23 protein-coding genes and 3 tRNA genes are annotated in these 23,687 nt (G+C 55.1%); all 26 read left to right on the top strand.

Features of this window, described 5'->3' with window-relative positions:
• Window positions 1–202 precede the first annotated feature (202 nt).
• Window positions 203–937, top strand: a complete 735-nt coding sequence (locus tag WC859_00795; protein MFA5974686.1) for a hypothetical protein — start codon at window positions 203–205, stop codon at window positions 935–937.
• Window positions 934–1,113, top strand: coding sequence for a hypothetical protein (locus WC859_00790; GenBank protein MFA5974685.1), 180 nt, complete (start codon window positions 934–936; stop codon window positions 1,111–1,113). The genes WC859_00795 and WC859_00790 overlap by 4 nt, the downstream gene beginning before the upstream one ends.
• Window positions 1,110–2,723, top strand: a complete 1,614-nt coding sequence (locus tag WC859_00785) for a recombinase family protein (protein MFA5974684.1) — start codon at window positions 1,110–1,112, stop codon at window positions 2,721–2,723. Before WC859_00790 ends, WC859_00785 begins: the two co-directional genes overlap by 4 nt.
• A complete protein-coding gene (gene miaB / locus WC859_00780; GenBank protein MFA5974683.1) occupies window positions 2,633–3,823 on the top strand; it encodes a tRNA (N6-isopentenyl adenosine(37)-C2)-methylthiotransferase MiaB in 1,191 nt (396 codons plus the stop codon). Before WC859_00785 ends, miaB begins: the two co-directional genes overlap by 91 nt.
• Window positions 3,820–4,074, top strand: a complete 255-nt coding sequence (locus tag WC859_00775) for a LapA family protein (GenBank protein ID MFA5974682.1) — start codon at window positions 3,820–3,822, stop codon at window positions 4,072–4,074. Before miaB ends, WC859_00775 begins: the two co-directional genes overlap by 4 nt.
• Before the next feature lie 10 nt (window positions 4,075–4,084).
• Window positions 4,085–4,702, top strand: a complete 618-nt coding sequence (locus tag WC859_00770; protein ID MFA5974681.1) for a lytic transglycosylase domain-containing protein — start codon at window positions 4,085–4,087, stop codon at window positions 4,700–4,702.
• Entirely contained in the window at window positions 4,686–7,403 is a 2,718-nt protein-coding gene (gene mutS, locus WC859_00765) for a DNA mismatch repair protein MutS (GenBank protein MFA5974680.1), read from the top strand. The genes WC859_00770 and mutS overlap by 17 nt, the downstream gene beginning before the upstream one ends.
• Window positions 7,400–7,858, top strand: coding sequence for a PilZ domain-containing protein (locus WC859_00760; protein ID MFA5974679.1), 459 nt, complete (start codon window positions 7,400–7,402; stop codon window positions 7,856–7,858). Before mutS ends, WC859_00760 begins: the two co-directional genes overlap by 4 nt.
• A 15-nt stretch (window positions 7,859–7,873) precedes the next feature.
• Entirely contained in the window at window positions 7,874–9,595 is a 1,722-nt protein-coding gene (mutL, locus tag WC859_00755; protein MFA5974678.1) for a DNA mismatch repair endonuclease MutL, read from the top strand.
• Window positions 9,592–10,479: a tRNA (adenosine(37)-N6)-dimethylallyltransferase MiaA gene (gene miaA, locus WC859_00750; GenBank protein ID MFA5974677.1), complete on the top strand. Its 888-nt coding sequence runs from the start codon at window positions 9,592–9,594 to the stop codon at window positions 10,477–10,479. The genes mutL and miaA overlap by 4 nt, the downstream gene beginning before the upstream one ends.
• Complete coding sequence (hflX, locus tag WC859_00745) at window positions 10,464–11,720, top strand: GTPase HflX (protein ID MFA5974676.1); 1,257 nt, start codon at window positions 10,464–10,466, stop codon at window positions 11,718–11,720. Before miaA ends, hflX begins: the two co-directional genes overlap by 16 nt.
• Window positions 11,717–12,238 (top strand): CDP-alcohol phosphatidyltransferase family protein, encoded by a 522-nt coding sequence (locus tag WC859_00740; GenBank protein MFA5974675.1) that lies wholly within the window; start codon window positions 11,717–11,719, stop codon window positions 12,236–12,238. The genes hflX and WC859_00740 overlap by 4 nt, the downstream gene beginning before the upstream one ends.
• A complete protein-coding gene (plsY, locus tag WC859_00735) occupies window positions 12,235–12,840 on the top strand; it encodes a glycerol-3-phosphate 1-O-acyltransferase PlsY (GenBank protein MFA5974674.1) in 606 nt (201 codons plus the stop codon). Before WC859_00740 ends, plsY begins: the two co-directional genes overlap by 4 nt.
• On the top strand, window positions 12,837–13,877 hold the full coding sequence (locus WC859_00730) for an NAD(P)H-dependent glycerol-3-phosphate dehydrogenase (protein ID MFA5974673.1): 1,041 nt from the start codon (window positions 12,837–12,839) through the stop codon (window positions 13,875–13,877). Before plsY ends, WC859_00730 begins: the two co-directional genes overlap by 4 nt.
• Complete coding sequence (locus tag WC859_00725; GenBank protein MFA5974672.1) at window positions 13,874–14,140, top strand: HU family DNA-binding protein; 267 nt, start codon at window positions 13,874–13,876, stop codon at window positions 14,138–14,140. The genes WC859_00730 and WC859_00725 overlap by 4 nt, the downstream gene beginning before the upstream one ends.
• Before the next feature lie 46 nt (window positions 14,141–14,186).
• The gene (locus WC859_00720; GenBank protein ID MFA5974671.1) at window positions 14,187–14,561 is read left to right on the top strand and encodes a MerR family transcriptional regulator; all 375 of its coding nucleotides are present in this window, start codon (window positions 14,187–14,189) and stop codon (window positions 14,559–14,561) included.
• Between the two features lie 115 nt (window positions 14,562–14,676).
• Window positions 14,677–14,748 (top strand) — tRNA-Pro (locus tag WC859_00715).
• A 97-nt stretch (window positions 14,749–14,845) separates the two neighbouring features.
• Complete coding sequence (locus tag WC859_00710; protein ID MFA5974670.1) at window positions 14,846–15,988, top strand: glycosyltransferase; 1,143 nt, start codon at window positions 14,846–14,848, stop codon at window positions 15,986–15,988.
• A gap of 34 nt (window positions 15,989–16,022) precedes the next feature.
• Window positions 16,023–16,095, top strand: a tRNA-Pro gene (locus WC859_00705).
• Between the two features lie 173 nt (window positions 16,096–16,268).
• On the top strand, window positions 16,269–17,096 hold the full coding sequence (locus tag WC859_00700; GenBank protein ID MFA5974669.1) for a sigma-70 family RNA polymerase sigma factor: 828 nt from the start codon (window positions 16,269–16,271) through the stop codon (window positions 17,094–17,096).
• Window positions 17,096–17,629 carry an adenine phosphoribosyltransferase gene (locus WC859_00695; protein MFA5974668.1) on the top strand — a complete coding sequence of 178 codons (534 nt, stop codon included), beginning with the start codon at window positions 17,096–17,098 and terminating at the stop codon, window positions 17,627–17,629. Before WC859_00700 ends, WC859_00695 begins: the two co-directional genes overlap by 1 nt.
• 10 nt (window positions 17,630–17,639) lie before the next feature.
• Window positions 17,640–17,711, top strand: a tRNA-Arg gene (locus WC859_00690).
• 105 nt (window positions 17,712–17,816) lie between these two features.
• Entirely contained in the window at window positions 17,817–18,497 is a 681-nt protein-coding gene (locus WC859_00685) for a tetratricopeptide repeat protein (protein MFA5974667.1), read from the top strand.
• A gap of 146 nt (window positions 18,498–18,643) precedes the next feature.
• Window positions 18,644–19,930 (top strand): alginate export family protein, encoded by a 1,287-nt coding sequence (locus WC859_00680; protein MFA5974666.1) that lies wholly within the window; start codon window positions 18,644–18,646, stop codon window positions 19,928–19,930.
• 79 nt (window positions 19,931–20,009) lie between these two features.
• Window positions 20,010–21,389: an alginate export family protein gene (locus WC859_00675; GenBank protein MFA5974665.1), complete on the top strand. Its 1,380-nt coding sequence runs from the start codon at window positions 20,010–20,012 to the stop codon at window positions 21,387–21,389.
• A gap of 12 nt (window positions 21,390–21,401) precedes the next feature.
• Window positions 21,402–23,606 carry a glycoside hydrolase family 57 protein gene (locus WC859_00670; GenBank protein MFA5974664.1) on the top strand — a complete coding sequence of 735 codons (2,205 nt, stop codon included), beginning with the start codon at window positions 21,402–21,404 and terminating at the stop codon, window positions 23,604–23,606.
• Window positions 23,607–23,687 lie beyond the last annotated feature (81 nt).

Here is a 23,687-nt window from a genome sequence, read left to right as displayed (position 1 = left end):
GGCGACGAATCCGAATCGGTCCGCTTGGATAAGCCTAGAGCAACTAGGTCATCTTTTGCCGCCACTCGGAAGTCGCCAGCCCCCAATGGGACCGATTCGGACCGAGTGGCGGTTCTTTATGTCCGCCCAATCTCCCCGAGGGTTTAAGACTGTGTTAATAACACATAAGGATAAGATTCAAAAAATGATCCATACGTGCCGTATGCAGAAATACAAGTCCAAAAAGTCGGGGGAGATTGTGATTTCCAACGAAAAGACGTGGCGCTGTAAAGCATGTGCTTACAACATGACCCAGACCTTGATAGCCGAAATGGGCAAGCTAAAAGGGTCATATTTCCTTACGCTCACGACCGACATTCCTTTTGCGCCTCCCGCAACGAATATTAAAGACATTCAAAAACACCTCGGCCAATTCTTGCGAGCATTCTCCTATCAATATGGATCACCGCGTTATTTCTGGGGGTTTGGGGTCACGAAGCGCAAGAAAATACATATCCACATCCTCGGAGAAGGGAGACGACCTTCGCTCAAATGGATCAAGCGAAAATGGCACAAGCTGACTGGCTATTACATTGTCCACTTAAAACCTGCGGAGGAAACACACGTCCAATACATCGCATGGAATATGGCGAGACTACCTGATTACTTTTCGTCAAGCTCCGGCTTCTCAGCCATCGACCGTAGAGTCATGCGCCGTTTCCGTCGATATGGAAGGAGTCGAGGATTCTGTAAAAAGAAGATGTCAACTGGTGATTGGGAGTACGCGGGCGCTAAAGAACGATGGACAAATTTGCCAACGAATCACTGGAATCCACCATGGAGTCAAGCGATAACGTTAACGATGCCTTTATCTTCTCGCGCGAGGTCTTTAGCGCACCGTTGTAGGTGCGCTACCGAAGCGCAGGTGTACCAGACAATGAAAGGATGTAGCTCATGAAATCGACGCTTACCGAAACCGATTTGAAAAAGAAGGGAATCATCCTAAGAATTATCCGCACAAAACACGAGGAGGTACTTGTTACTCGAAGCGAATATCGTCGCCTCAATGTAGTGGCTAATCTCTTGGCCTCAGAAGCCATAGAAATCGCCCGAAAGCGCGGCGAACTTCAATGACAATTTCCTCAATCAAAACGGTTGGTATTTATTTGCGCGTTAGCACGGAAGAGCAAGCGCGTCATGGATTTTCTATACCCAACCAAAGAGATTCTGTCACGAAATTCATTCGCCAGATTATTGGCCCTGCAAAGATTATTGAATACGAAGATAACGAAACCGCCTCATCCACAGAGCGACCAGCGTATCAGAGCCTCTTGCGCGATTGTCGTTTAGGAAAGATTGGCGCAGTTGTGGTATGGAGAACAGATCGATTTACGCGAAATTGTCAGGACGGAGTTAACGATCTGGATGAGATAAGCGTCAAACTCAAAATTCGGTTTTTCAGCATGTTGGAAGGCGAGCTTGACATGAAAGTTCCTCAATCCAGATACATCGCAATCATGCACATGAACAATGCGGAGTACGAAAGAAACCGCATTATTGAAAGAGTAATGCCGGGAATGAAGCGCGGTGCTCGATTGGGCCATTACCAAGGGACTCGATATACGCCCTATGGGACCAAATACCTTAAAAACGAACCTAACAAGCGTTTGGAATGGGTCCCTTCCGAAGTAAAAGTCATAGAGATACTCTTCGCACACGTCTCTAAGGGAGAGAGCGTCCGCTCTGTGGCGAAATATCTTTATCGACAAGGCTATCGAAACCGCGCTGGAAAACCTTTTACGACAAAAATGCTGGGTGGACTTGTGCCACGGGAATTGTATGCGGATGGATACCTCCGATGGAACGGCATCATCAGCGAGAAACCAATTCTTGAACCGATTATAAACCGAGTAATTTTAGAGCGAGCAAAACGTGCGCTTAATGCCAACAAAACACCAGGATCTGGACCCCGTCGAGGATCGAGACGAGACGATAGCTCATTTATCCTTCAAGGTACGCTCAAATGTCGCCGTTGTGGATCGAACATGGTTGGCCATCGCGCAAAAGGAGTCCGTTATTACAACTGTTCATTAAATCGCAGCCGAACAAGCGTGGCATGCAAAGGACAATATATTCGAGCCTCAGTTGTCGAACAACAAGCGTTGGAAATTCTCAAGAGTGCGGTCAACAACGAGGTGGTCACTTTCAGAGCTAAAACCGAAATGAAGCGAACGATGGAGGAGCATAATCCAGAGCTTCTTAATAGCATGCGTCTGGCCGAGAAGGATTTGCACGATATTCGCAGAAAGAAAAGAGTCCTGCTGGAACTCTACTACGAAAAGCGCATCAGCAAAAACGACTTTCAAACTGAGAATGAGAGATTGGTACAAGATGAGAGAGTCATTAAAGAAAACCTCGCAAGATTAGAGGCGCGTAGAAAGACTCTTCAAGCGCAGAATATCAACATGGATAAAGTACTCGGTATTTTAGGGAATTTTGATACGATCTACAGTCGGCTACAGAATAAGGGCAAGAAAGACCTTTTTCATTCCGTTTTCTTGTTTGCTCATGCTGTCTGTTATGGACCCCGAAAACCCACTTTTATCTGCAAGTACGAACTCAATCAGCCATTTAAGAAACTGGTAAGTAAGATATGTTCTCAGCCCAAGATCAAAATCAAAATAATACGGAAGTCATCAAAAAACCGCTTAGATACACAATTATCACCTATGGCTGCCAGATGAATGTGGCGGATTCGGAGGAGATGGCCCAACCGCTGAAAGACCGCGGGTTTGTGGCCACCGTCGATCCCGCGGAGGCCGATATCATTTTGATGAATACCTGCACCGTCCGGGATCAGGCGGAGCACCGGGCGAAGTCGAATCTGGGACGCCTCAAAGACTGGAAGGAAGCGAAACCGGACCGGATCCTGATTGTCGCCGGCTGCGCGGCCAGCCGGTGGGGAAAATACATTCAAGAAAAGTACCCCTTTATTGATCTGGTCTGGCCCGCCACCCAGATTGAGAAATTTCCGGAGATGATCGCGGATGTTTTGAAGGAACGGTGGAATTGGGAACGGGAAACAAAGGGAACATTTGGAGATGTAGGGGCGGACCGCTGTCCGCCCGGAAATACAGGAAATTTGTTCGGCGACACCCGCACCGCCTTCATCACCGTCATGCGGGGGTGCAACCTCACCTGCTCCTACTGCATCGTGCCCCAGGTGCGAGGGCGGGGGGTCAGCCGGCCGAAGGCGCAGATCCTGGAAGATGTTCAGCGGAAAGTCGCCGAGGGGTACCGGGACGCGATGCTGTTGGGGCAGACCGTTAATCAATGGGGTGAACCGGGACACGATTTCGCTGATCTGCTGCGCGCGGCGGCCGCCATCGAAGGCGTTGAGGTTCTCCGGTTTATGAGCCCGCATCCCCGGTTTATGTCCGATCGCCTCATCGAGGCCATGGCGGCGTGCCGGACGGTGGCGCGGCATATCCATTTACCGGTGCAAACGGGATCAGATCGTCTGCTATCATCTATGAGACGGCTTTACACGCGGCCAGAGTATTTGGACGTTGTCTCGAAGTTGCGCAAGGCCATGCCGGACATCCTGATCACAACGGATTTCATCGTCGGCTACCCCGGCGAAACGGAAACCGATTTTCGCGAAACCCTTTCGCTCCTGGAAAACGTCCGTTTCAATGGTGTTTTTGCGTTCAAGTATTCGCCTCGGCCCGGCACCTCGGCCGCCTGCTGCGTTGACGATGTGCCGCAGGCCGTCAAAGAAGAGCGGCTTCAAACGGTTTTCGCGCGCAATCGAGAGTTGAAAGGAGAAACGTCCCGCACATGATCAAATTATTCTTTGCCCTTATTTTTGCCGTGGCCCTGGTTCTGTTTGCGTCCGAAAATATGGCTCCGGTGAAGGTTCGCTTTCTGGTCTGGCAGTCCCAGACGATACCGCTGGCCGTGCTCATCATCATGGCGGTGGTCGCGGGCGCGTTGTTGATGTTCATCGCCATGATTCCGATTCATCACCGTATCCGCAAAGAACTGTCAAAACACCGCAAGGAACTGGAAACCCTGCGCGAAGAAGGGAACTAACACCTCCGACATGTCCATCTTCCCCAGGAATGACTGGCGCACGCCAGAACCAAACTCTCGCCGCGCGCTGTGGATTTCGTTCATCATTTTTGTGCTGCTCGGTTTTTTCGTTTATTCGGGGACCGCCTGGGTCTGGTTTCGTCCGGTTGTCCATAAACCTCTGATCAACCGCTACGCCGCGGAATACAAATTCGACCCGCTCTGGGTCATGGCCATCATCAAAGTCGAGTCCCGTTTCGAACCGTGGGCCCAATCGCAACGGGGCGCTGTCGGGTTGATGCAGCTTCTGCCGTCCACCGCCCTCGAATTGGCACCGGAAATCGGAGCCATCCATCTGAAAGAGGATGACTTAAAAACTCCGGAGATTAATATTCACCTGGGAGTCTATTATCTCTTCAAGCTTCAACGCCTTTTTCCAGATGATGATATCGCTGTTTTGTCCGCCTGGAACGCCGGCCCCGGCATTACGCAGCAATGGCGGAAAGGCAAACCCGCGCTGGAACTGGAGGATATTGAATACGCCGAGACCCGGCGTTTTGTGAAGCAGGTGGACCGGACCTACGGATGGCTCAAAATGGTGCAAGGGTGGAAGCATATTTTTGGATTTGCGCATGGACACGACCGTTAGCTTAAAACGAGAAGTCACTCCGTTGATGCAGCAGTATCAGGAGATGAAGGCCCGCTATCCGGAGGAAATCCTCTTCTTCCGGCTGGGCGATTTCTTTGAACTTTTTGATGAGGACGCCCGGCGTGCCGCGCCTATTCTGGGCATCGCCCTGACCCACCGGCAGCAGCTTCCGATGTGCGGCGTGCCGGCTCATTCCGTGGACCCCTACGTCGCCAAACTCCTGAAAGCAGGCTTCCGTGTGGCCATCGCGGATCAAATGGAAGACCCGGCGTTGGCCAAAGGCCTCGTGAAACGCCAGGTGGTTCGCCTCGTGACCCCCGGCACGCTTCAGGAGGACATGCTCCTGCCGGCCAAACGGTGTAATTTTCTCGTCGCCCTTTCAGCGGATGCGAACGGGATCGGTCTGGCCGCCATCGAGTGTTCAACCGGAGAATTTCTGGCCACGGAACTCAACGACGCCGGGTCATCGTCCCGCATCTGGGATGAGCTGGTCCGGTTGGCGCCGTCTGAAATAGTGGTCGCCCGGACACCGGCAAACGAACCTTTGATCGAGCGTCTCAAAAAACAAGGTTTCCGCATCGCGGATTTGCCGGCTACCGATTTTTCAGTCCCCGTGGCCACGGAACGGTTGAAACGACTTCTGGGCACGCAATCGCTGCGCGGCTTTGGCCTCGAAAACAAAGACCGGGCGCTTATGGCCGCCGGAGCCGCCATCCGCTACTACGAAACCACGCAATGCGAACGGCCCTGGAGCGTGCAACCGCTTCGCACGTACGTGCTCGACGATTTTCTGCAGATGGACGCTGGCACGCTCGACCACCTGGACCTCGTCGGCGAAGCGGGATCGGCAAAGACACACACCCTGCTCGACATTCTGGATCACACCCTCACCCCCATGGGTGGACGGCTCCTGCGGCGCTGGGTGGTTGCGCCTCTCCGGCAGGTGGCGGCGATTCATGAACGCCAGGCCAAAGTGGATTTCTTTGTTGAAAACCGGGATGTCCGGCATCACCTCCGGACCCTTTTAAACAGCTGGCCCGACATGGAGCGCATCCTCACCCGGCTGTGTGCCGGCACACTGTTGCCTCGGGATCTGGCCCATCTGAGCCATGGACTCCAGCGGCTCCCGAAAGTGACCCAACAACTCCGGAGCGCTCACGAACAGGCCGTCAACCATGGCCGCACGTTTCCTCATTTATTGAACCGTTTTCTAACGGAATTCCCGGAAGAAACTCACCTGATGGCCTTGTTGGAGCGCGCGCTCGTGGAGGCACCGCCGGCGACTTTAAAGGATGGCGGAGTCATTCGCGCCGGATACAACGTTGAACTGGACGAAATCCGCGGCTGGATTCAGGACGGCAAGCGTCGGCTGCTGGAGCTGGAGAAACAGGAGCGCGAGCAAACAGGGATCGGCTCGCTCAAAATCGGCTTTAACAATATTTTTGGCTACTACCTCGAAATCACCAAGACCCATCTGGCCCGCGTTCCGGCCCATTACATCCGCAAACAGACGATGGTCAACGGCGAACGCTATATTACACCGGAGCTGAAAGAATTTGAGACCCACATGCTGGGCGCCGAGGAGCGGGCGCTTCGCCTGGAAACGGCACTGGCCCAAGAGTTGCGTGAAGCGGTTCTGCAACGAAAGGAAACGGTGCGCCGCCTCTCCGCCGCGGTGGCGGAACTGGATGTCTTCCTGAGCCTGGCGGAAGTCGCCGAAAAACAGCACTACGTGAAACCGGTAGTGGATGAGTCGGATATTCTTTTTATCCGTGAAGGGCGCCACCCTGTTTTAGAAAACCTTCTGGCTTCCGGGACGCTGGTTCCCAATGACGTGGATCTGGATGGCTTGGAAAGACAGATCGTTATACTGACGGGACCCAACATGTCCGGGAAATCGACTTACCTGCGACAGACCGCGCTCATCGCCATTCTGGCTCAAATGGGATCTTACGTGCCGGCCGCGGAAGCGCGGATCGGCGTTCTCGATTATCTTTTTACGCGCATCGGCGCTTCCGACCGGCTGCTGGAAGGGGAATCAACGTTTATGGTGGAGATGGTGGAGACCGCTCGAATTCTTCATCACGCGACGTCCCGGAGCCTGGTCATTCTGGACGAGGTGGGACGCGGCACGTCAACGTATGACGGGATGGCGATTGCCTGGGCCTGTATCGAATATCTCAACAGCCGTTTCAAGGCGCCCTCTGCGGAAACGTCAGGTCTCGGTCCGAAGGTGCTCTTTGCCACACATTATCTCGAACTGACGCAGCTGGCCCAGCAACTGCCGGGCATCCATAACTGGCATGTGACCGTCCGCGAGTGGGGAGACCAGGTGGTCTTTCTTCATAAGGTGGAACCCGGTCCGGCGGACCGGGCGTATGGCATTCATGTGGCACGGCTGGCCGGAGTGCCGAGACCTGTTCTGGACAGAGCCGCGGCGCTGCTTCGCCAGTTTGAACGTAGAACACCCGGTCCTTCGGACTCCGCGCGGCAGGGATCTCTGTTCCCGGAGGCAGAAGAACCAACCGACATCGCCAAACCGAGCGCCAATCCTTCGGAAAATGATAGGCTAATTGAGGTTTGGATCCAGGAATTGGTCCAACTCGATTTGACTCAGACGACTCCCCTGCAAGCGCTCCTCAAGCTTCAGGAATGGAAAGATCGAATCACTCAATTTAAAAAAGAGAGGGACTCTCTATGACACAAGCCAAAGAACGACGCAAACATCCGCGACTGCCGCTTCACCTGGGCATCGCCAAGCTCGTCGATTTCCAGTGCGAAGGGTTCAACCATCCGTCGCCGGCGATCTTGGTCGACATCTCCGCGGGCGGGCTCTGCATGATCTGTTTTGCCCTGCCGAAAATCGCCCAACGGGTCACGTTCGGCCTACAACTGCCGGGGCTCGTCAATGCCAAGGTTCAGGGACGCGTGGTCCGCGCCAGCCGAAAGGGAGATACGTATCAAGTCGCCATTGCCTTCTCGGAATTTCAGGAGCAGTGGGCGCATCTAGTCGAAAAACTGGTCAAAGCCTATAACACCTGTGAAGACCGCCTGACGCAGGGGGATCGCCGGTTCTGCTTCAAAGAGTGTGGCTTCTTTACCCTGTGCCAGAAAGATGAAAAAGCCAGGATATTTCCGAAATTGGTCGCGCGGTAAAATTATTTTACCCCTATGGGTAAAATCCAGAAACTGCCTGAATCGCTCATCCGTCTGATCGCCGCCGGCGAAGTGATTGAACGCCCCGCCAGCGTCCTCAAAGAACTTATCGAAAACAGCCTGGATGCGAAGGCCACCCGGATCGATATCGTCATCTGGGAAGCCGGCCGGACGCGCCTGCGCGTCTCCGATGATGGCGAGGGGATGACGCGGGAAGACGCGGAACTCGCGCTCGACCGGCATGCCACTTCCAAACTGAAAGCGTTCGACGACCTTCATGCCTTGGCCACGTTTGGTTTTCGCGGAGAGGCCCTGCCCTCCATCGCCGCGGTCTCGCGCCTGGAGCTGACGACGCGGACCCGCCACGACCCGCAAGGCTGGCGCTTGCGGGTGGAAGGAGGCCGGCTCTCCGATGGGACCGCGGTCGGCGGCCCGCCAGGAACGACCCTGGATGTTCAGGATCTTTTTTTCAACACACCCGTCCGGGAAAAATTTCTCAAGCGTGACAGCACGGAACGGACCCGCCTGCTCAAAACCGTTCAGGAAATCGCGATCGCGCATCCGTCCGTTCGCTGGTCTCTTTCGTTCGATGGAAAAATGATTCTGGAACTCGCCGCGACCCAGGAATTGAGAGAGCGGTTGTCCGATTTATGGGGACTCCCTGTGGTCGAAAAACTGATCCCGCTGGAGTTTAAGCAAGGCCCCTGCGCCGTCCACGGGTTCGTGAACGCGATCCCGGGGCACCATGCCACAAAAGCCTTCCAACTTCTCTACGTCAATCAGCGTCCGGTTCAGCAACGGATGCTGACCCACGCCATTTACGAAGCGTATCACGAATGGCTTCCGGTCGGCCGTCATCCGGTATTTGTCCTTTTTCTGGACATTGATCCGGCACTCGTGGATGTCAATGTTCACCCGACCAAACGGGAAGTGCGTTTCTCCGACGAACGGGCGCTCTATGATTTGCTTTTTACGAAGATCCGCGAACGTTTCAAAGAGTTTGCCTCCATCCCGGTGATGATGGGACAACCGTCCTCGACCGCTTTCTCTCTGCGCGGACAAGAAAGAAGGGAAGCGCCTTCTTCCCTGCAGACGGATCTCGTGGCGGATGCGGACCCGGCCTTGATGACCGTGGAATCGGAAGGGGCTCTGCCGCTTTCCTCAAAACCAAAGTTCCTTGGGCAATTTCAAAAACTTTACCTGCTGATCGAACAGAACGATGAGCTTCTCATCGTTGACCAGCATGCGGCGGCCGAGCGGGTTCTCTTCGAAAGGCTTCTGGACCAATCCTCAACAAACGTCCCGCCGCGGCAACCCTTGCTGTCGCCGGTGCTCTGGGACGTGACACCCGCGCAAGCCGAGACGCTTCGCACGTATCGGGACGATTTTGAACGGCTCGGTTTTTACCTGGAACCGTTCGGGCCGAAGACCTTCGCGCTGAAGGAGTGGCCCGTGGCGCTGCCTGAATCGCGCCAGGCGAAACGTTTTCTGGAAGAAGTCATCGAAGCGCTGTCCGTGGAACGGCCGACGGACCGGACGCAGATCCAGCATGAGATCGCCGCACGCGCCGCCTGCCGCGCGGCGGTGATGGCGAACGATTCAATGTCGGCTCCGGAGGTTGAAAAACTCTTGAGTGACCTGTCGGCCTGTGAACGGCCGATGACCTGTCCCCATGGACGTCCAACCCATATCCGGCTGCCCCTGGCGGAATTGAACCGGAGGTTCAAAAGAACGTGATCGCCATCGTCGGGCCTACCGCCTCCGGTAAAACCGAATGGGGGCTGGCCCTGGCGAAGGAGCGCGGCGGGGAAATTGTTTCCGTTGACTCCCGACAAGTCTACCGCTACCTGACGATCGGAACAGCCAAACCCCGGGGCCAGTGGAGCCCGGCGTCCCCCCGGACGTATCTTGTCGACGGCATTCCTTATCATCTGGTCGATTTTTTAAATCCCGACGCTGTTTTTTCCGCAGCGGATTTTGCCCGGCGGGCGGAGGACCTCATCAAAGGCATCCGGACCCGGAAACGCATGCCGATCCTTGTGGGGGGAACCGGATTTTATTTCCGTGCGCTCCTCGAAGGCCTGGCTCCGTTGCCGCCAGCAGATGACGCGCTGCGCGAAGAGCTGCGCACCGTCGCAGACCACCACGGCCGCGAATATCTGCACCACCAGCTGGCGCAGGTGGATCCTCTTTCCGCAACCAAAATTCCCTTTAACAATATCCATCGCGTCGTCCGGGCCCTGGAAGTATACCGGCTCACCGGCAAACCCATTTCACAATGGCACCTGGAGCATCCCGTCAAATCGAACCCGGACGAACCGCTGGAGGTGATCGGCCTGGATCCGGGCAAGGAAGAACTCGAAAAACGTCTCCAGCAGCGATGCGGCTGGATGTTGGCTAATGGGATGATTGAAGAAACGCAGTCCATTCTACAGAAAGGGTTTTCTGACAATTGTGCCGGTCTGAGCGGCCTCGGATACCCTCATATCGTTGCTTTTCTGAAAGGAACGATCAGCCGGGACGAAACCCTGCAACGACTGATCCAGGATACCCGCCGCTATGTCAAACGGCAGCGAACCTGGTTTGGCCATCAGATGAAGGTGCAATGGAAAAAGTCATAACCGTTGCGCTCCAGCGCCGGGGGGCCAGCGCCGAACAAACGCAGGCGTCACTGGAAGAACTGGAGCGCCTGGTGGAAACCGCGGGCGGCCGCGTCGTGGAAGCGCACAGCCAGAAAAAAGACGGGCCCGATCCGGCCACGTTTGTCGGCAAAGGAAAAGCCGCCGAGCTGACGGAGCGGGTGTACTCCCTGGCGGTCCAGACCCTCGTCTTTGACGATGAACTCAAACCCGTCCAGCAACGGAATCTTGAAGCCGTCACTCACGCCAAAGTCGTCGACCGCACCCGCTTGATCCTCGATATTTTCGCCCGGCGCGCCCGCACGCGGGAAGGCATTCTTCAAGTCGAGCTGGCCCAGTTGGCTTATCTTCTGCCCCGGATCACGGAACGGTTTGGACGCTTCGAACAGCAGGTGGGAGGCATCGGCACCCGCGGCCCGGGGGAACGAAAACTGGAAGTCGACCGCCGCCGCATACGGGAGCGCATGGCACACCTTGAAAAACAAATCGAACGCATACGCCAAGAGCGGCAAATCCAGCGCCGCATGCGCCGCAGCATTCCGGTTCCGCAGGTGGCGTTCGTCGGCTATACCAATGCCGGCAAATCCACGCTCCTGAACGCCCTCCTGCGCGGCTCCGCCGGGGCTCCCAAAGCGGACCGCCACCAGGTGTATGCGGACGATAAACTGTTCGCCACGCTCGATCCGACCACGCGCCGGGTTCGCCTTCCGTCCGGGCACATCATCCTCTTCAGCGACACCGTTGGATTTATCCGTAAATTGCCGACGGAGCTGGTCGCGGCGTTTCGAGCCACGCTCGAAGAAGTGTCCAACTCCGATTTATTGGTTCATGTCGTGGATGCGTCGGACCCGGATTGGAAAAGCCAGGAAGCGACCGTCCTGGATATTTTGAAGGACATCGGGGTCGATCAATTGCCACGTCTGACGGCATATAATAAAATGGATCGCCTTTCTCCATCCCAGCGCGATGGCTTCAACAATCGTTCGGGCGTGCTTCTTTCAGCGACGACAGGAGACAACCTGAAGGGTTTGCTTGTTCACGTGGAGCGCCAGCTGGCCGCGCAGTGGGTGGAACGGAAGATCTGGATTCCCTACAAAGAAGGCCATCGGTTGGCCCGATTGCATGACTATATGGATGTGGTATCGCAGGAAATGACCAGCAAAGGCATCCGGATGAAGGTCCGAGCCCATCCGGCAACATTGGCCCAATGGTTCACTAAATGACGCTCGCCAATAAAATCACCGTTCTTCGCATTATCGCCATCCCGGTGTTTGTCATTCTCTTTTTAGAACATCACCTGGTCTGGGCGCGGACGATTTTTGTGGTATCGGTTTTGAGCGATGCACTGGATGGGACGCTCGCGCGCCTACGCGGGGAGCGAACCCCCCTCGGAAGCTTCCTGGACCCTATGGCCGACAAGCTTTTACTGGTGTCCACTTATATTGTCTTTACAATAACGGGCGCCCTGCCGATCTGGATTTTTATAGTGGTGCTCTCCCGCGACATGCTGATTGTTCTCGGATGGACCGTGGTCTATATCTTGACGGGGAATTCCAAGATCCAGCCGCGCCCTCTCGGAAAAATAACAACGGCGTTTCAAATGTTTGTGTCCGTCGCAATTCTTTTTGCTTTCCCGGCCGTCCTTTATCAACCCCTTCTTTACGCCATGGTGATCACGACCGTTGTATCGGCCTGCGATTATGTATGGATCGGCAATAAACGCCTGGGGAGTGTGGGATGACCCTGCGAACGCTCGGCCTGCTGATCGGCGCTTATGGGATTGGTTCGATTCCCACAGGGTACTGGCTCGGGAAGTTCTGGAAAGGCATCGATATCCGGCAACAGGGCTCGGGGAATCTGGGAGCCACCAATGTGTTTCGAGTTCTCGGCAAAGGTCCGGGAGCCTTCACCTTATTGATCGACATCTTGAAAGGTCTATTGCCGGTCCTCTGGTGCCATACTCATTTTCCGAATGATGCCTCTCTGGCAGTCGGGGTCGGCCTGGCCGCGATTCTCGGGCATACCACATCGGTTTTTGTCCGTTTTCGAGGGGGAAAAGGCGTGGCCACGTCCGCGGGTGTTTTTTTGGCTCTGCTCCCGGAGGCCTTCCTCGCCTCCATCGGCGTTTTTGCGCTTTCCCTTCTTTTCTCGCGCATTGTTTCGCTCAGCTCCATCCTCGCCGCCTTGACGCTGGCCGCCGCCTCGTTGATCTGGTCGCCGTCTAGCCTTCAAACCGCACTGGCTTTTCTAGTAGCCCTTTTTATCATCTGGAAACATCGCAGCAACATCCTGCGTCTCTGGCACGGAACCGAACCCCGTCTCTGGGATAAGAAAACCACATGACACTCCCCCGTGAACACATCGCGATTCTCGGCGGCGGCTCCTGGGGAGCAACGTTGGCCGGCTTATTGGCGGACAATGGACAGGATGTGCTCTTGTGGGAATTTGACGCGAAAGCCGCCGCGTCTCTGGCCGCCACCCGGCGCTTGTCCACGCTTCCCGATTTGTTGTTGCCTCCTTCCGTACAGGTCACCTCCAATCTTGCCGAAAGCCTGAAACAGCGTCCTCTGGTGATCTCAGCGACGCCTTCACAATTCGTTCGGACCACGATGAAAAACGCCCGCGCCTCAGGGGCACTGGCCGCTCAGGCCACCGTGGTGAGCGTGACCAAAGGCCTGGAGACCCCTTCCCTGAAACGCATGAGCGAGGTGATTGTCGAAGAGCTTCACATTCCTGAATCCCGGGTGGTTGTCCTGACTGGACCGAGCCACGCCGAAGAGGTTTGCCGCCGTATCCCGACACTGACTGTGGCGGCAGGAACCGATAAAAAAACGGTGGAGAAGGTTCAATCGCTTTTCCCTCAGGACTACTTCCGGGTTTACGCGCATTCCGATCTGATCGGTGTCGAACTGGGCGGGGCGCTAAAAAATATTTTTGCGATTGCCGCCGGGATTGGCTACGGTCTTGGCCTGGGCGACAACACGAACGCCGCGCTGCTCACGCGAGGGCTGAACGAAATGACGCGCATCGGCGTCCGAATGGGAGCCCAGCTGCTCACCTTTTTTGGACTGACCGGCATGGGGGATTTAATCGTGACGTGCCTGTCGCCCCATTCGCGCAACCGCCTTTTGGGAGAAAAGATCGGAAAAGGGAAAAAAACAAAAGAAGCGCTGGCGGAGATGACCATGGTCGCCGAAGGCTACAAGACCGCCGCCGCCGCTCAGCAATTGGCCGAACAGCTGGGATTGGATTGTCCGTTGACCCGTGAAATCTATGAGGTCCTTTATCAGGACAAGGATCCCAAAACATCTTTGCATGACCTGATGAAACGCCAGACGTATACGGAATGGCAGGGATTACCGGAGGGAATGACGCGATGAACAAATCGACACTGGTTCAAGTGGTCGGACGGGTGGTCAGTACGCGCCGGGAAGCCACCGCGGCGGTCGATGCCGTCATGCGGGCCATGCAGATGGCGCTGCGATCTGGAGAAAAAATCGTATTGGCCGGCATCGGCAGCCTGCATGTGAAGATGCGCAAAGCCAAGGTGGGCCGGAACCCGCGCACGGGACAGGTGGTTCCCATCCCTCCTCGCCGGGCGGTCCGTTTCAAGATATCCAAAGACCTTTTTCCAAGGAATTAAGCGGGAATCGTTGGCAATCAGTCTTTTTTTTGCTTGAATGAATGCGATGCTTGAAACGCTTCTGCCTCCTCAAATCTATTTTTCCATCAGCGAAGTCAGCGAACAGACACAGGTGAAACCGTATGTCATTCGTTATTGGGAATCCCAGTTTGGGTCTTTACGCCCCGCCCGGCGCGAATCCGGACAGCGAAAGTTCACCCAGAAAGAAATCGACTCGATCCTCCGGATCAAAGAACTCCTTTACGAAAAAGGGTTTACGATTTCGGGCGCCAAACAGTTTATGAAACAGGAGGGCCGCCGCGGTATCGCTCAGCTCAAGCTGGACCTGGGTGTGAATGGAACGGAACCGTCCCACACCCTCGAAACCTTGCGGGATGTTCGAAAAGACCTGGAAGAATCCCTCCGGCTTCTCAAATCTTGATACACTTGCCATGTTTCCTTTTAAGTCCGGCCAATCGGGCCATACGCAGGGGTCCTGGCGACACAGAGTGCCAGGTCCTTTGGGGTGGGAGAGCAAATTGTCTAGTCGACAGAATCGGGCCATAGCGCAGGGGTAGCGCGCTCCTTTGGGGTGGGAGAGGTCGTGGGTTCAAATCCCACTGGCCCGATTCTATCGACTGGGTTCACCCGACACACAGCTGTCGGGTGCCCGCCTGACATGTGGCGGGCAAATCCCACTGGCCCGATGCGAGGCATTTACCTTTTATGACAACCCGCATCCTCTTTTTCTATATTTCGATGTCGTCGGGCCACCAGCGGGCGGCGGAGGCCATTCGCGAAGCGCTGGGGCTGCTGATTCCCTCCTGGGAGACCGTTGGCATTGATTCCCTGTCCTACGCGTATCCCACGATCGGCAAACTGATTGCCCGGACCTATCTGGAAGTGCTGCGTCACACCCCTGTGCTCTGGAATTACATTTACGATAATCCGGATGTGGTCGAAGCGACCCGGGAAATTCGAGACGTGTTGAACCTCATCTCCTCCCCGAAACTCAAGAAACTGGTTCGCCGTCATGACCCACAGGCCCTCGTTTGCACACAAGCGGTCCCGTGCTCGGTCTTTGCCGCCGAAAAAAGACGGGGGAAATTGACGATTCCGCTGATCGCGGTGGTCACGGATTTTGCCATTCATTCCTATTGGGTCTATAAAGAAGTGGATCTCTATTGCGTTTCCTCGGAAGAAGCCCGCAGGGAATTGATCCGCCGAGGCATTCATGCGTCGAAAATTGTGGTGACCGGGATTCCCATCAGCCCGAGTTTTTTGCGCCGGATTCCCAAAGCGCAGGCCCGCGCTCAACTGCGGCTGGATCCCAACCGTCTCACCGTGCTCATCATGGGCGGCAGCCAGGGCCTGGGTCCCCTCCAGGACTTGCTCGATCACCTGCATCCGCTCCCGATTCAATGCATTGTCAGCGCCGGCGTGAACCGTGGGCTGTTTCGAACCCTGAATAAACGTTATCGCCGCGATAAACGCGTCCGGCTTTTCGGGTACACCCGAATGATTAACACACTGATGGACGCCGCCGACCTACTCGTCACAAAACCCGGGGGATTAACGTCCTCGGAGGCGCTGGCGAAAGGGTTGCCGATGGTGATCACCAACCCTATCCCCGGGCAAGAGGAACGCAATGCGCGGTATCTCTTGAAACGCGGAGTCGCCGAAGAAGCCAATGACCCGCAAACCATTTCGGACATTGTGAACAATCTCATCACCCATCCGACCAAACTCCGGCGGATGGCTGAAAAAACAAAAGAAGTGGCTTTGCCGTACGCCGCCATGGAAATCGCCCGGCATATTTTTCGAATCGTCAGCTCAGCCGATGGACGGCCTCCGCTTTTGGGTCTCTGAAAGGCAATATGGTAAGATTTCGAGCCGAAAGCCTCGGGGCGTAGCGCAGCTGGTAGCGCGCTTGGTTCGGGACCAAGAGGTCCCGGGTTCAAATCCCGGCGCCCCGAGGGTTTCGGTAGGTAGCGTGGTCGCCATATGTCTGGCGACAGATCCCGGGTTCACCCGACACACGACGGTCGGGTGCCCGCCTGAAGTGTGGCGGGCAAATCCCGGCGCCCCGAGTCTGCTAACGAGAAGTCGATACAGGTTTCACAAACTCTGGAAGCACACTGATTGACGAATGCCTGAAAGTTTAGATGCTGTTTCTCTTTATTTCCGCGCCATTAAGGACTTCCCCGAGCTTTCCCGCGAGGCGTTCAACACCCTTTGGCATCGTGCCAACAAAGGGGAAAAAGCCGCTAAAAAGGAACTGGTTGAACGCAATCTTCGTCTGGTGATTCCGATCGCCAAGAAGTATTACCGTCCTGGATTGGATTTTCTCGACATTATTGAAGAGGGAAATCTGGGATTGATGCACGCGATCGACAAATTCGATCCCAAAAAAGGATTTCGCTTTTCAACCTACGGCGCCTACTGGATCGAACAATCCATCCGTCGCGCTATCGACGAACAGTCGAAAACCATTCGAATCCCGCCCCACGCCTGGGAAGCGCTGCGCCGGTGGCTGCGCCAATGGGACCTTTTACATGGACAACTCGGGAGAGATCCCACGCTCCAGGAAATGGCCCAGAAGCTGCGTCTTTCGTCGCGGCAGGTGAAAGGAATTCTCGACGCCGCAGAAGCGGCCCGCGGCATTGGAAGTTTGGAAGCGCCTCTGGATGACGACGAAAATCTAACCATTAAGGACGTTATCTCCGATGACAAGTTGTATGCGCCGGACCGGCTCATTTCTATTTTTAAGCTTCACGATGAGCTGGACGTGGCGCTTTCTCAATTGCCGCTGCGCGAACGGCAGATTCTGGAAATGCGGTTCGGCCTCAGCGGAGAAAACCAGACCTTGGAAGAAGTGGGACAAAAGCTGAAAGTGTCCCGGGAACGTATTCGCCAACTGGAAAAACGCGGGCTGGAACGGCTTCGCCGTCTGGCTCAGCGCATGGGGATTGTCTAATGCCCACCCTCACTACGCTGGATAAAATTAGATCGTCGATCCGGGATGTCCCTGATTTCCCGAAGGCCGGCATCATATTTAAAGACATCACCCCGCTTCTCCAATCCCCGGAACTTTTTAAAACGACTCTTGAACGGATGGCCGGTCCTTTTCGAGGAAAAGGAATTACGCACGTGGCCTCCGTCGAATCGCGCGGTTTTATCTTCGGCGCGCCGGTCGCCTACCTGCTCAACGCCGGCTACGTGCCGATCCGCAAAAAAGGCAAGTTGCCCTCCAAAACCATTTCCTATACGTACGATCTTGAATATGGCACCGACACCGTCGAGATGCATGCGGATGCGATGCCGGCGGATGCCAAGGTTCTTCTGATCGACGATGTCCTGGCCACGGGGGGCACCGCGTATGCCTGCTGCCAATTGATCAAGCAGTTGAAAGCCAACGTCATCGGGCTGTCCTTTGTCATTGAGCTCGAATTCCTGCACGGCCGCGAAAAGCTGCGCGGGCATGAAGTCACTTCGCTGCTTCGTTACTAGAACTCCTTTTGCCTCCATAGCTCAATGGATAGAGCTACTCCGTCCTAAGGAGCAGATGCTGGTTCGATTCCGGCTGGGGGCATTGATATGGGTTCGCCCGCCACACACCAGGCGGGCGCCCGACCGTAGTGTGTCGGGCGATTCCGGCTGGGGGCATTGACTTCAAATAGAAAGTGACCGTTTGATTATGAAAATACAACGACAACCCACAAAAGTAGAGTCCTTTATTCAAAACCGATTCAAACAGGGGCTTCTTTGGATTGAAACGCACCGTGAGCAATTCTGGGCTGCTGTAGGATTAACTCTCCTGATCATTGTTTTCGTTTATTTTGCAGTCCGTCATCAAAAAGTTCAAAACGAGGATGCCTGGAACCAGCTCGGGCTGATTCACGGCCACCTCGTCCAGGGCCACTTCGACACCACCCGCAAAAGCCTGCAGGAATGGGAAAATCGCTTCGGGAACTCTTCGGCCGCATCTTATTCCAAATTTTTGAAAGCCAATCTGCTCGATAAAACATCGGATTATGTCACGGCGTCCCAGATCTATGGGGAATTGGCCCAAACTGCTCAACCCATGGAACTGCGCCCATTGGCCTTATCCGCCCAAACGACGTTAGAGGAAAAGTCGGGGAACAACCCCCAGGCATTGGCCATGGCGCAACGTTTTATAGAGCGTTACCCCGATCACTTCTTGACCGCTCCTATGTATATGACGCAAGCCCGTTTAAATGAGCTCACAGGAAATACCTCCGCCGCCGCAGCCATTTACGACCGGTTTGTGATCCTTTATCCACAAAGCCCCTGGACCGCCTTGGCTCGAACCCGAATCCAGGCGCTGTCGGGTTTGAAAACCCCTGCTTCCAAGTAACCCCTCCCGGTCATTTTGATCAAATCAGATCGACTTTTGTACCAAAGCGGCTTGACACCCATTAAAAAGTTGTTTATTATTCGAGCGCTTATTCGCCCCGTCTGAGGAAGGTGGAGCGATTTAAAACATAAAAAGGGGGAAACGACATGCGAAGATTCTTAAGCCTGAGCCTCGCGCTTGCGCTGGTATACTCCATTTCTCTTCCAGTCCGCGCGGAGCTTTTGAAAAACGTCAAACTCGACGGCAGCATTGAAACACGGTCATTCGGGATCGATAACGAAACGGATCGCAACGGCACGGCGGATGATTACCGGAGTGAAACCAACGTGCGTGTCATGGTGGGAACGAACTTCGACCTGCTGGATGATGTCCATGCGCGTCTTTTGGTCGACCGCTCGCCCAGAATGGGAACAGCGGCCGGCACGGTGACAACCGTTCAGGATACGCTGACCCTCGACAACGCCTACGTCAAAATCGACAAGGTCTTCGGCTCGGTGGATCTGACGATCGGCCGGCAGTTCCTTGGACCGAGTGACAGCGATCTGAACGTGTTCTTCGGCCCGAATGGGGATGACTTGCTGACGGTCGCCTCGGTGGATTCCTTCCGCGCGGACACGACGATTGGCAACGGCTTACTGCGCATCTGCGGTGTGGCTGGGCAACTCGCTTCCGTTGCTTCTCCGGCACGGAACGCCAATCAAGTTGCTGGTGGTCCTCTTACGTACTACGGAGGCGAAATCGGTTCCGAGAAACTCGTTCCGCATGCCTATGCGGGTCTGTATTATTACACCATGCAAACCCACATTCAAAAATCCGCTGCCGCTGTAGGGAATAACACTCTGACGGCAACGGGACTTCGGGTTCAGGGAGGTCTTCTGCCGGGTCTTGGTTACCATGCCGAGTACATTCAAAACTTCGGCCGGGCGAATGCCACCGCAGGAACTCCTGCCTACCATGGCAACGCCGCCTTTCTGGGCTTGAAATACGGTACCGAAGTGGCGAAACTCCCGGTGCGTGCGCAACTTGAAGTCGGCCGCGGTTCGGACGACTTCCTGGCGATTAATCCGGCCAAGCGCTTTGGATTGATCTGGGGTGAACATTCGACCTATGGTCCTTCCGCACTGAACCGGAACCAAGCGAATGGCCTCTGCAATCTAAAGGTTGCCGATATCGGGGTGGGCGTCAATCCATTGGCTAAGCTCGGTGTAGATGTGAACGCCTATCGGTTCATGTACGACGCCGGCACTGTTGCCAACAATGGAAAGACCAGCGCTGGAACCGAGTATGACCTCATTCTCTCATGGAAGCATTCGGACAACGTAAGCTTCGAGGTGAATGCGGCCACCTTCCAGGTGGGGGATGCGCTTCAAAATGCGGGAACGGCTACCAGTCCGATCACACGGTTGGGTTCAGACGTAAAGATTAAGTTCTAAGAGCCGTCTTTCAACAGCCCCCGACTCCGTCAGCGATTTTGCTTGTCGGAGTCGGGGGTTTCTTTTATAATCGTTTCGCATGAAAACACGCGCCGTTTTTACCTTAAGCCTGCTTTTCTTTTGCATACACCCCTCTTATACCGCTTCCATTCTCGATATCGGCACGCAGTATCGTCTCCGCGGCATCTCGGTGAGCAAGGCTGATTTTGGGGCCTCCTCCGGTCAGGATTACGGTTTCTATTCTCAACGCGCGCTGGCGCATGTCAGCGGGCGCTTCTCACCCAATATCGAAATGATGACCCAGTTCCAGGCCATCGGCCTGGCGGGATCCTCGGCTACGATTACCAACCCGTTTTCAACTCCGGCGGGGAACCGTTATCCGAACGCCAATTTTTCTCCGTGGGTCCAGTGGGCTTATATGAAGGCCAGCCAGCTCTATGATTTGCCGGTGGATCTCACCATCGGCCGCCAGCCGATCATGCTGGGAGACGGAATGATCCTGTCCGATGACGATCTGGGTTTTACCGGATTGCGCCTCCAGTCGCGATTACCCCTCTACGGGCTTCAGGCGGATGCCTTTACCTTTAAAGTGCAGGATTCCCTCATCGGTTCAAGCGATACCGACATCTACGGTTTTCAGATCAGCAAGCCCACCCGCAACATCCGTTACCAACTCACCTGGGTGATGGAGCGGGACAACAGCGGCACAACCCTTTACGCCCGCCCCTCTGAAAATATCAGCTCCGGCACGCTGGCCGGGACTGATCTCCGGGCGTCCCATATCACACGCAACTTTTATGATGCGCGCATTGAAGGACGCCTTCTCGAAGGAGGCTTCTACAAAGGGGAATTCGCCCTTCAGAACGGGCAGGTGAACCGCAGCAGCGTGACCCTGGGAACGGTAGACTTGAGCGGGTATGCGTTCCTGATCTCCGCAGGCCTTTTTACACGTTTCAGTAAATACGGTCCCATCGAAATACACGGGACCTTCGGCATGGCCAGCGGGGATTCCGGAGACGCTCGCAAGGATTCTTCTTTCCGGCCGACGCACGGGCGTCGTTTTGACGGGATGGAACGCAGCGGATTCGGCGAATTCTACGGCGCGACGCTTTACGACGCGACGTCATCGTCCTCTGCCCTCGCTGCCAATTCCACAGGCCTCCCTCCCGGCTTTTCCGGGATGCGTGTGATCGGCGCCGGCGTCACAGCCCATCCGACATCCCTTGTCTCCGTCGGAATCGACTATTTTGTCTTTAACGCCATGGAAACCGCCGGATTGAATTTCCCAGCCTCCAGCACCGAAAGCTCTCTGGGGACTGAACTCGACGCCGGGATCGGCTTCGCTTACACGTCCTACTTGAGTTTCCGAGGGTCGGTCGCGCTTTTTTCTCCTGGCAAGGCTTATGCTTACCGAGACAATGCCACACGTTTCCTGGTGGAAGCGGTCGGACGCTTTTAGCTCTTCGCTCGTATGACCGCTGAACCTGTTTTATCCGTCCTGATCCTCTGGCATCAACATCAGCCTTACTATAAAGATCCGCTGACCAATCGATACGAGCTCCCCTGGGCCCGCCTGCACGCCATCAAGGATTACTACGACATGGTGGCGATTCTGGACGAATTCCCGAAAATCCGCCTCAACTTTAATTTAGTCCCTTCGCTTCTGACTCAATTGGATGATTATGCTTCTGGCCGGGCCCAGGACAAGTTCGTGGAGCTCACGCTCAAGCGCGCGGGGGACCTTTCCTTTGAAGACCGGAACTTTCTACTTCTGAACTTCTTCATGGCCCATTGGGAAAACATGATCGATCCCTATCCCCGTTACAGGGAGCTTCTGGAAAAACGCGGGCGGTCAGCCCATCTGGAAGACCTGTCCCGCATTCAGAACTACTTCAAGCAGCAGGATTGGCTCGACTTGCAGGTCTGGTTTAATCTGTCATGGTTTGATCCGACCTGGCGCGAACGAGACCCATTTATTCGCAAGCTCCATGAGAAGGGGAAAGGTTTCTCAGAAGAGGAAAAACAGGAACTCATCCAGAAACAACTCGCGATTTGCGGTCTCGTCGTCGCCAAATACAAGGAAGTTCAGGACCGCGGGCAGATCGAGGTTACCGCTTCTCCGTTTTACCACCCGATTCTTCCCTTGCTGAGCGACACGAACTCGGCCCTCATGGCCATGCCGCAAGTGATTCTTCCCAAAGAACGGTTCAGGCACCCGGAAGACGCCCGGACCCAAATTGATAAAGCGCTCGCCGACCATGAACGGCGCTTTGGCAAACGCCCTCGCGGGATGTGGCCTTCCGAAGGGTCTGTTTCCGAACAGACGGCAGAACTTTTTGCCCAATCCGGAGTCGAGTGGGTGGCCACCGATGAGTCGGTTCTGGCGCAGTCTGTTTCACCCGCTCCGTTTACACGCGAAGAAATCTATGAACCTTATCAATTCCAGGCGGGGGGAAAAACGCTCCGTTTCTTCTTCCGAGATCACGAACTCTCAGACGCCATTGGTTTCGTTTACCCGGGCTGGAACGCAACGGATGCCGTAAACGATTTCATCGAACGGTTGCATGGGATCCGGTCCCGTCTCATCAAGAAAGACGGAAATCAGCCCCGTTCTCATGTGGTTTCCGTTATCCTGGATGGGGAAAACTGCTGGGAATACTATCAACAGGACGGCCTTCCCTTTTTGCGTGAACTCTACAAACGCCTTTCCGAAGACCCGACGCTGGAAACCGTACTGGCTAGCGACACCCTCGCCAAGGCGGGGGAGATTCGAACACTCTCCAAACTCTGGGCCGGCTCCTGGATCAACGCCAACTTTGGCATCTGGATCGGACACAGGGAGGATAACACGGCCTGGGATCTCGTCACCCGGACACGGGATTACCTGACGCGCCATCTTGAAAAACATCCGGAACAAGCCTCTTCACCATCGGCTCAACTCGCCTGGGAAGAAATCTACATCGCGGAAGGCAGCGACTGGTGTTGGTGGTATGGGGACGACCATTCCTCGGCCAATGACGGCACATTCGATTATCTTTTTCGGAAACACCTGATGAATGTCTACAGTCTAACGGGAGATAAACCACCGGAAGACCTGCATCTACCCATCAAAGTGAAGCGTGTCGGCCCGGCGGTCCGGCCCCCGATCGATTTCATCACACCCCAGATCGATGGGCGGGTCACCAGCTATTTTGAATGGCAATCGGCCGGACTCTATGAAACCGAGGCGGGAACAACAGGAACCATGCACCGCGCCCAAAACCTGCTTAAATCCATTTATTACGGCTTCGATCTGCAGACTATTTACTTCCGTTTTGACCTCTCGAAACCTCTGGATGCCCAGGTTTTGCAGGGAATAACCCTCTCCATTATTTTTCTGAATCCGGAAGGATATGAGGTCTGGGTGAAGTTCCAGGGACTGGCCACAACCGTTCAACTGAAGGCCCTGACAAACCCTCCCGACAACCCGCTTTTAGACCTTCCAAATGGGGTGGCGAAGAAGGTCATTGAAGTCGCCGTACCTTTAAAACACCTGCCTGCAATGGAAGGTCAATCGCTCCAGATCCAGGTGGAAGTCGAGCTGGACGGCCAGAAAAAGGAACGCTGGCCTACCGAAACAACCATTTCCATACCCTACCCAACTCAGGACACATTTGCCGAATCCTGGCTGATTTAGTTCTTTTCTGACGGGCCTTCCTTCGCTTTCTATCACGTCTTTTATTCATTAATCTCCCTGCCATTCTCTCGAATTTTTATC

Source organism: Elusimicrobiota bacterium (assembly GCA_041660185.1).
Lineage (GTDB): Bacteria > Elusimicrobiota > Elusimicrobia > 2-01-FULL-59-12 > 2-01-FULL-59-12 > JBAZWU01.
This window is presented reverse-complemented; position numbering and strand designations above follow the sequence as displayed.

Excerpts from the sequence above, each read along its gene's own strand:
- WC859_00795 (MFA5974686.1), top strand. The coding sequence starts at position 203 with ATGCAGAAATACAAGTCCAAAAAGTCGGGGGAGATTGTGATTTCCAAC.
- WC859_00790 (MFA5974685.1), top strand. The coding sequence starts at position 934 with ATGAAATCGACGCTTACCGAAACCGATTTGAAAAAGAAGGGAATCATC.
- WC859_00785 (MFA5974684.1), top strand. The coding sequence starts at position 1,110 with ATGACAATTTCCTCAATCAAAACGGTTGGTATTTATTTGCGCGTTAGC.
- miaB (MFA5974683.1), top strand. The coding sequence starts at position 2,633 with ATGTTCTCAGCCCAAGATCAAAATCAAAATAATACGGAAGTCATCAAA.
- WC859_00775 (MFA5974682.1), top strand. The coding sequence starts at position 3,820 with ATGATCAAATTATTCTTTGCCCTTATTTTTGCCGTGGCCCTGGTTCTG.
- WC859_00770 (MFA5974681.1), top strand. The coding sequence starts at position 4,085 with ATGTCCATCTTCCCCAGGAATGACTGGCGCACGCCAGAACCAAACTCT.
- mutS (MFA5974680.1), top strand. The coding sequence starts at position 4,686 with ATGGACACGACCGTTAGCTTAAAACGAGAAGTCACTCCGTTGATGCAG.
- WC859_00760 (MFA5974679.1), top strand. The coding sequence starts at position 7,400 with ATGACACAAGCCAAAGAACGACGCAAACATCCGCGACTGCCGCTTCAC.
- mutL (MFA5974678.1), top strand. The coding sequence starts at position 7,874 with ATGGGTAAAATCCAGAAACTGCCTGAATCGCTCATCCGTCTGATCGCC.
- hflX (MFA5974676.1), top strand. The coding sequence starts at position 10,464 with ATGGAAAAAGTCATAACCGTTGCGCTCCAGCGCCGGGGGGCCAGCGCC.
- WC859_00740 (MFA5974675.1), top strand. The coding sequence starts at position 11,717 with ATGACGCTCGCCAATAAAATCACCGTTCTTCGCATTATCGCCATCCCG.
- plsY (MFA5974674.1), top strand. The coding sequence starts at position 12,235 with ATGACCCTGCGAACGCTCGGCCTGCTGATCGGCGCTTATGGGATTGGT.
- WC859_00730 (MFA5974673.1), top strand. The coding sequence starts at position 12,837 with ATGACACTCCCCCGTGAACACATCGCGATTCTCGGCGGCGGCTCCTGG.
- WC859_00725 (MFA5974672.1), top strand. The coding sequence starts at position 13,874 with ATGAACAAATCGACACTGGTTCAAGTGGTCGGACGGGTGGTCAGTACG.
- WC859_00720 (MFA5974671.1), top strand. The coding sequence starts at position 14,187 with ATGCTTGAAACGCTTCTGCCTCCTCAAATCTATTTTTCCATCAGCGAA.
- WC859_00710 (MFA5974670.1), top strand. The coding sequence starts at position 14,846 with ATGACAACCCGCATCCTCTTTTTCTATATTTCGATGTCGTCGGGCCAC.
- WC859_00700 (MFA5974669.1), top strand. The coding sequence starts at position 16,269 with ATGCCTGAAAGTTTAGATGCTGTTTCTCTTTATTTCCGCGCCATTAAG.
- WC859_00695 (MFA5974668.1), top strand. The coding sequence starts at position 17,096 with ATGCCCACCCTCACTACGCTGGATAAAATTAGATCGTCGATCCGGGAT.
- WC859_00685 (MFA5974667.1), top strand. The coding sequence starts at position 17,817 with ATGAAAATACAACGACAACCCACAAAAGTAGAGTCCTTTATTCAAAAC.
- WC859_00680 (MFA5974666.1), top strand. The coding sequence starts at position 18,644 with ATGCGAAGATTCTTAAGCCTGAGCCTCGCGCTTGCGCTGGTATACTCC.
- WC859_00675 (MFA5974665.1), top strand. The coding sequence starts at position 20,010 with ATGAAAACACGCGCCGTTTTTACCTTAAGCCTGCTTTTCTTTTGCATA.
- WC859_00670 (MFA5974664.1), top strand. The coding sequence starts at position 21,402 with ATGACCGCTGAACCTGTTTTATCCGTCCTGATCCTCTGGCATCAACAT.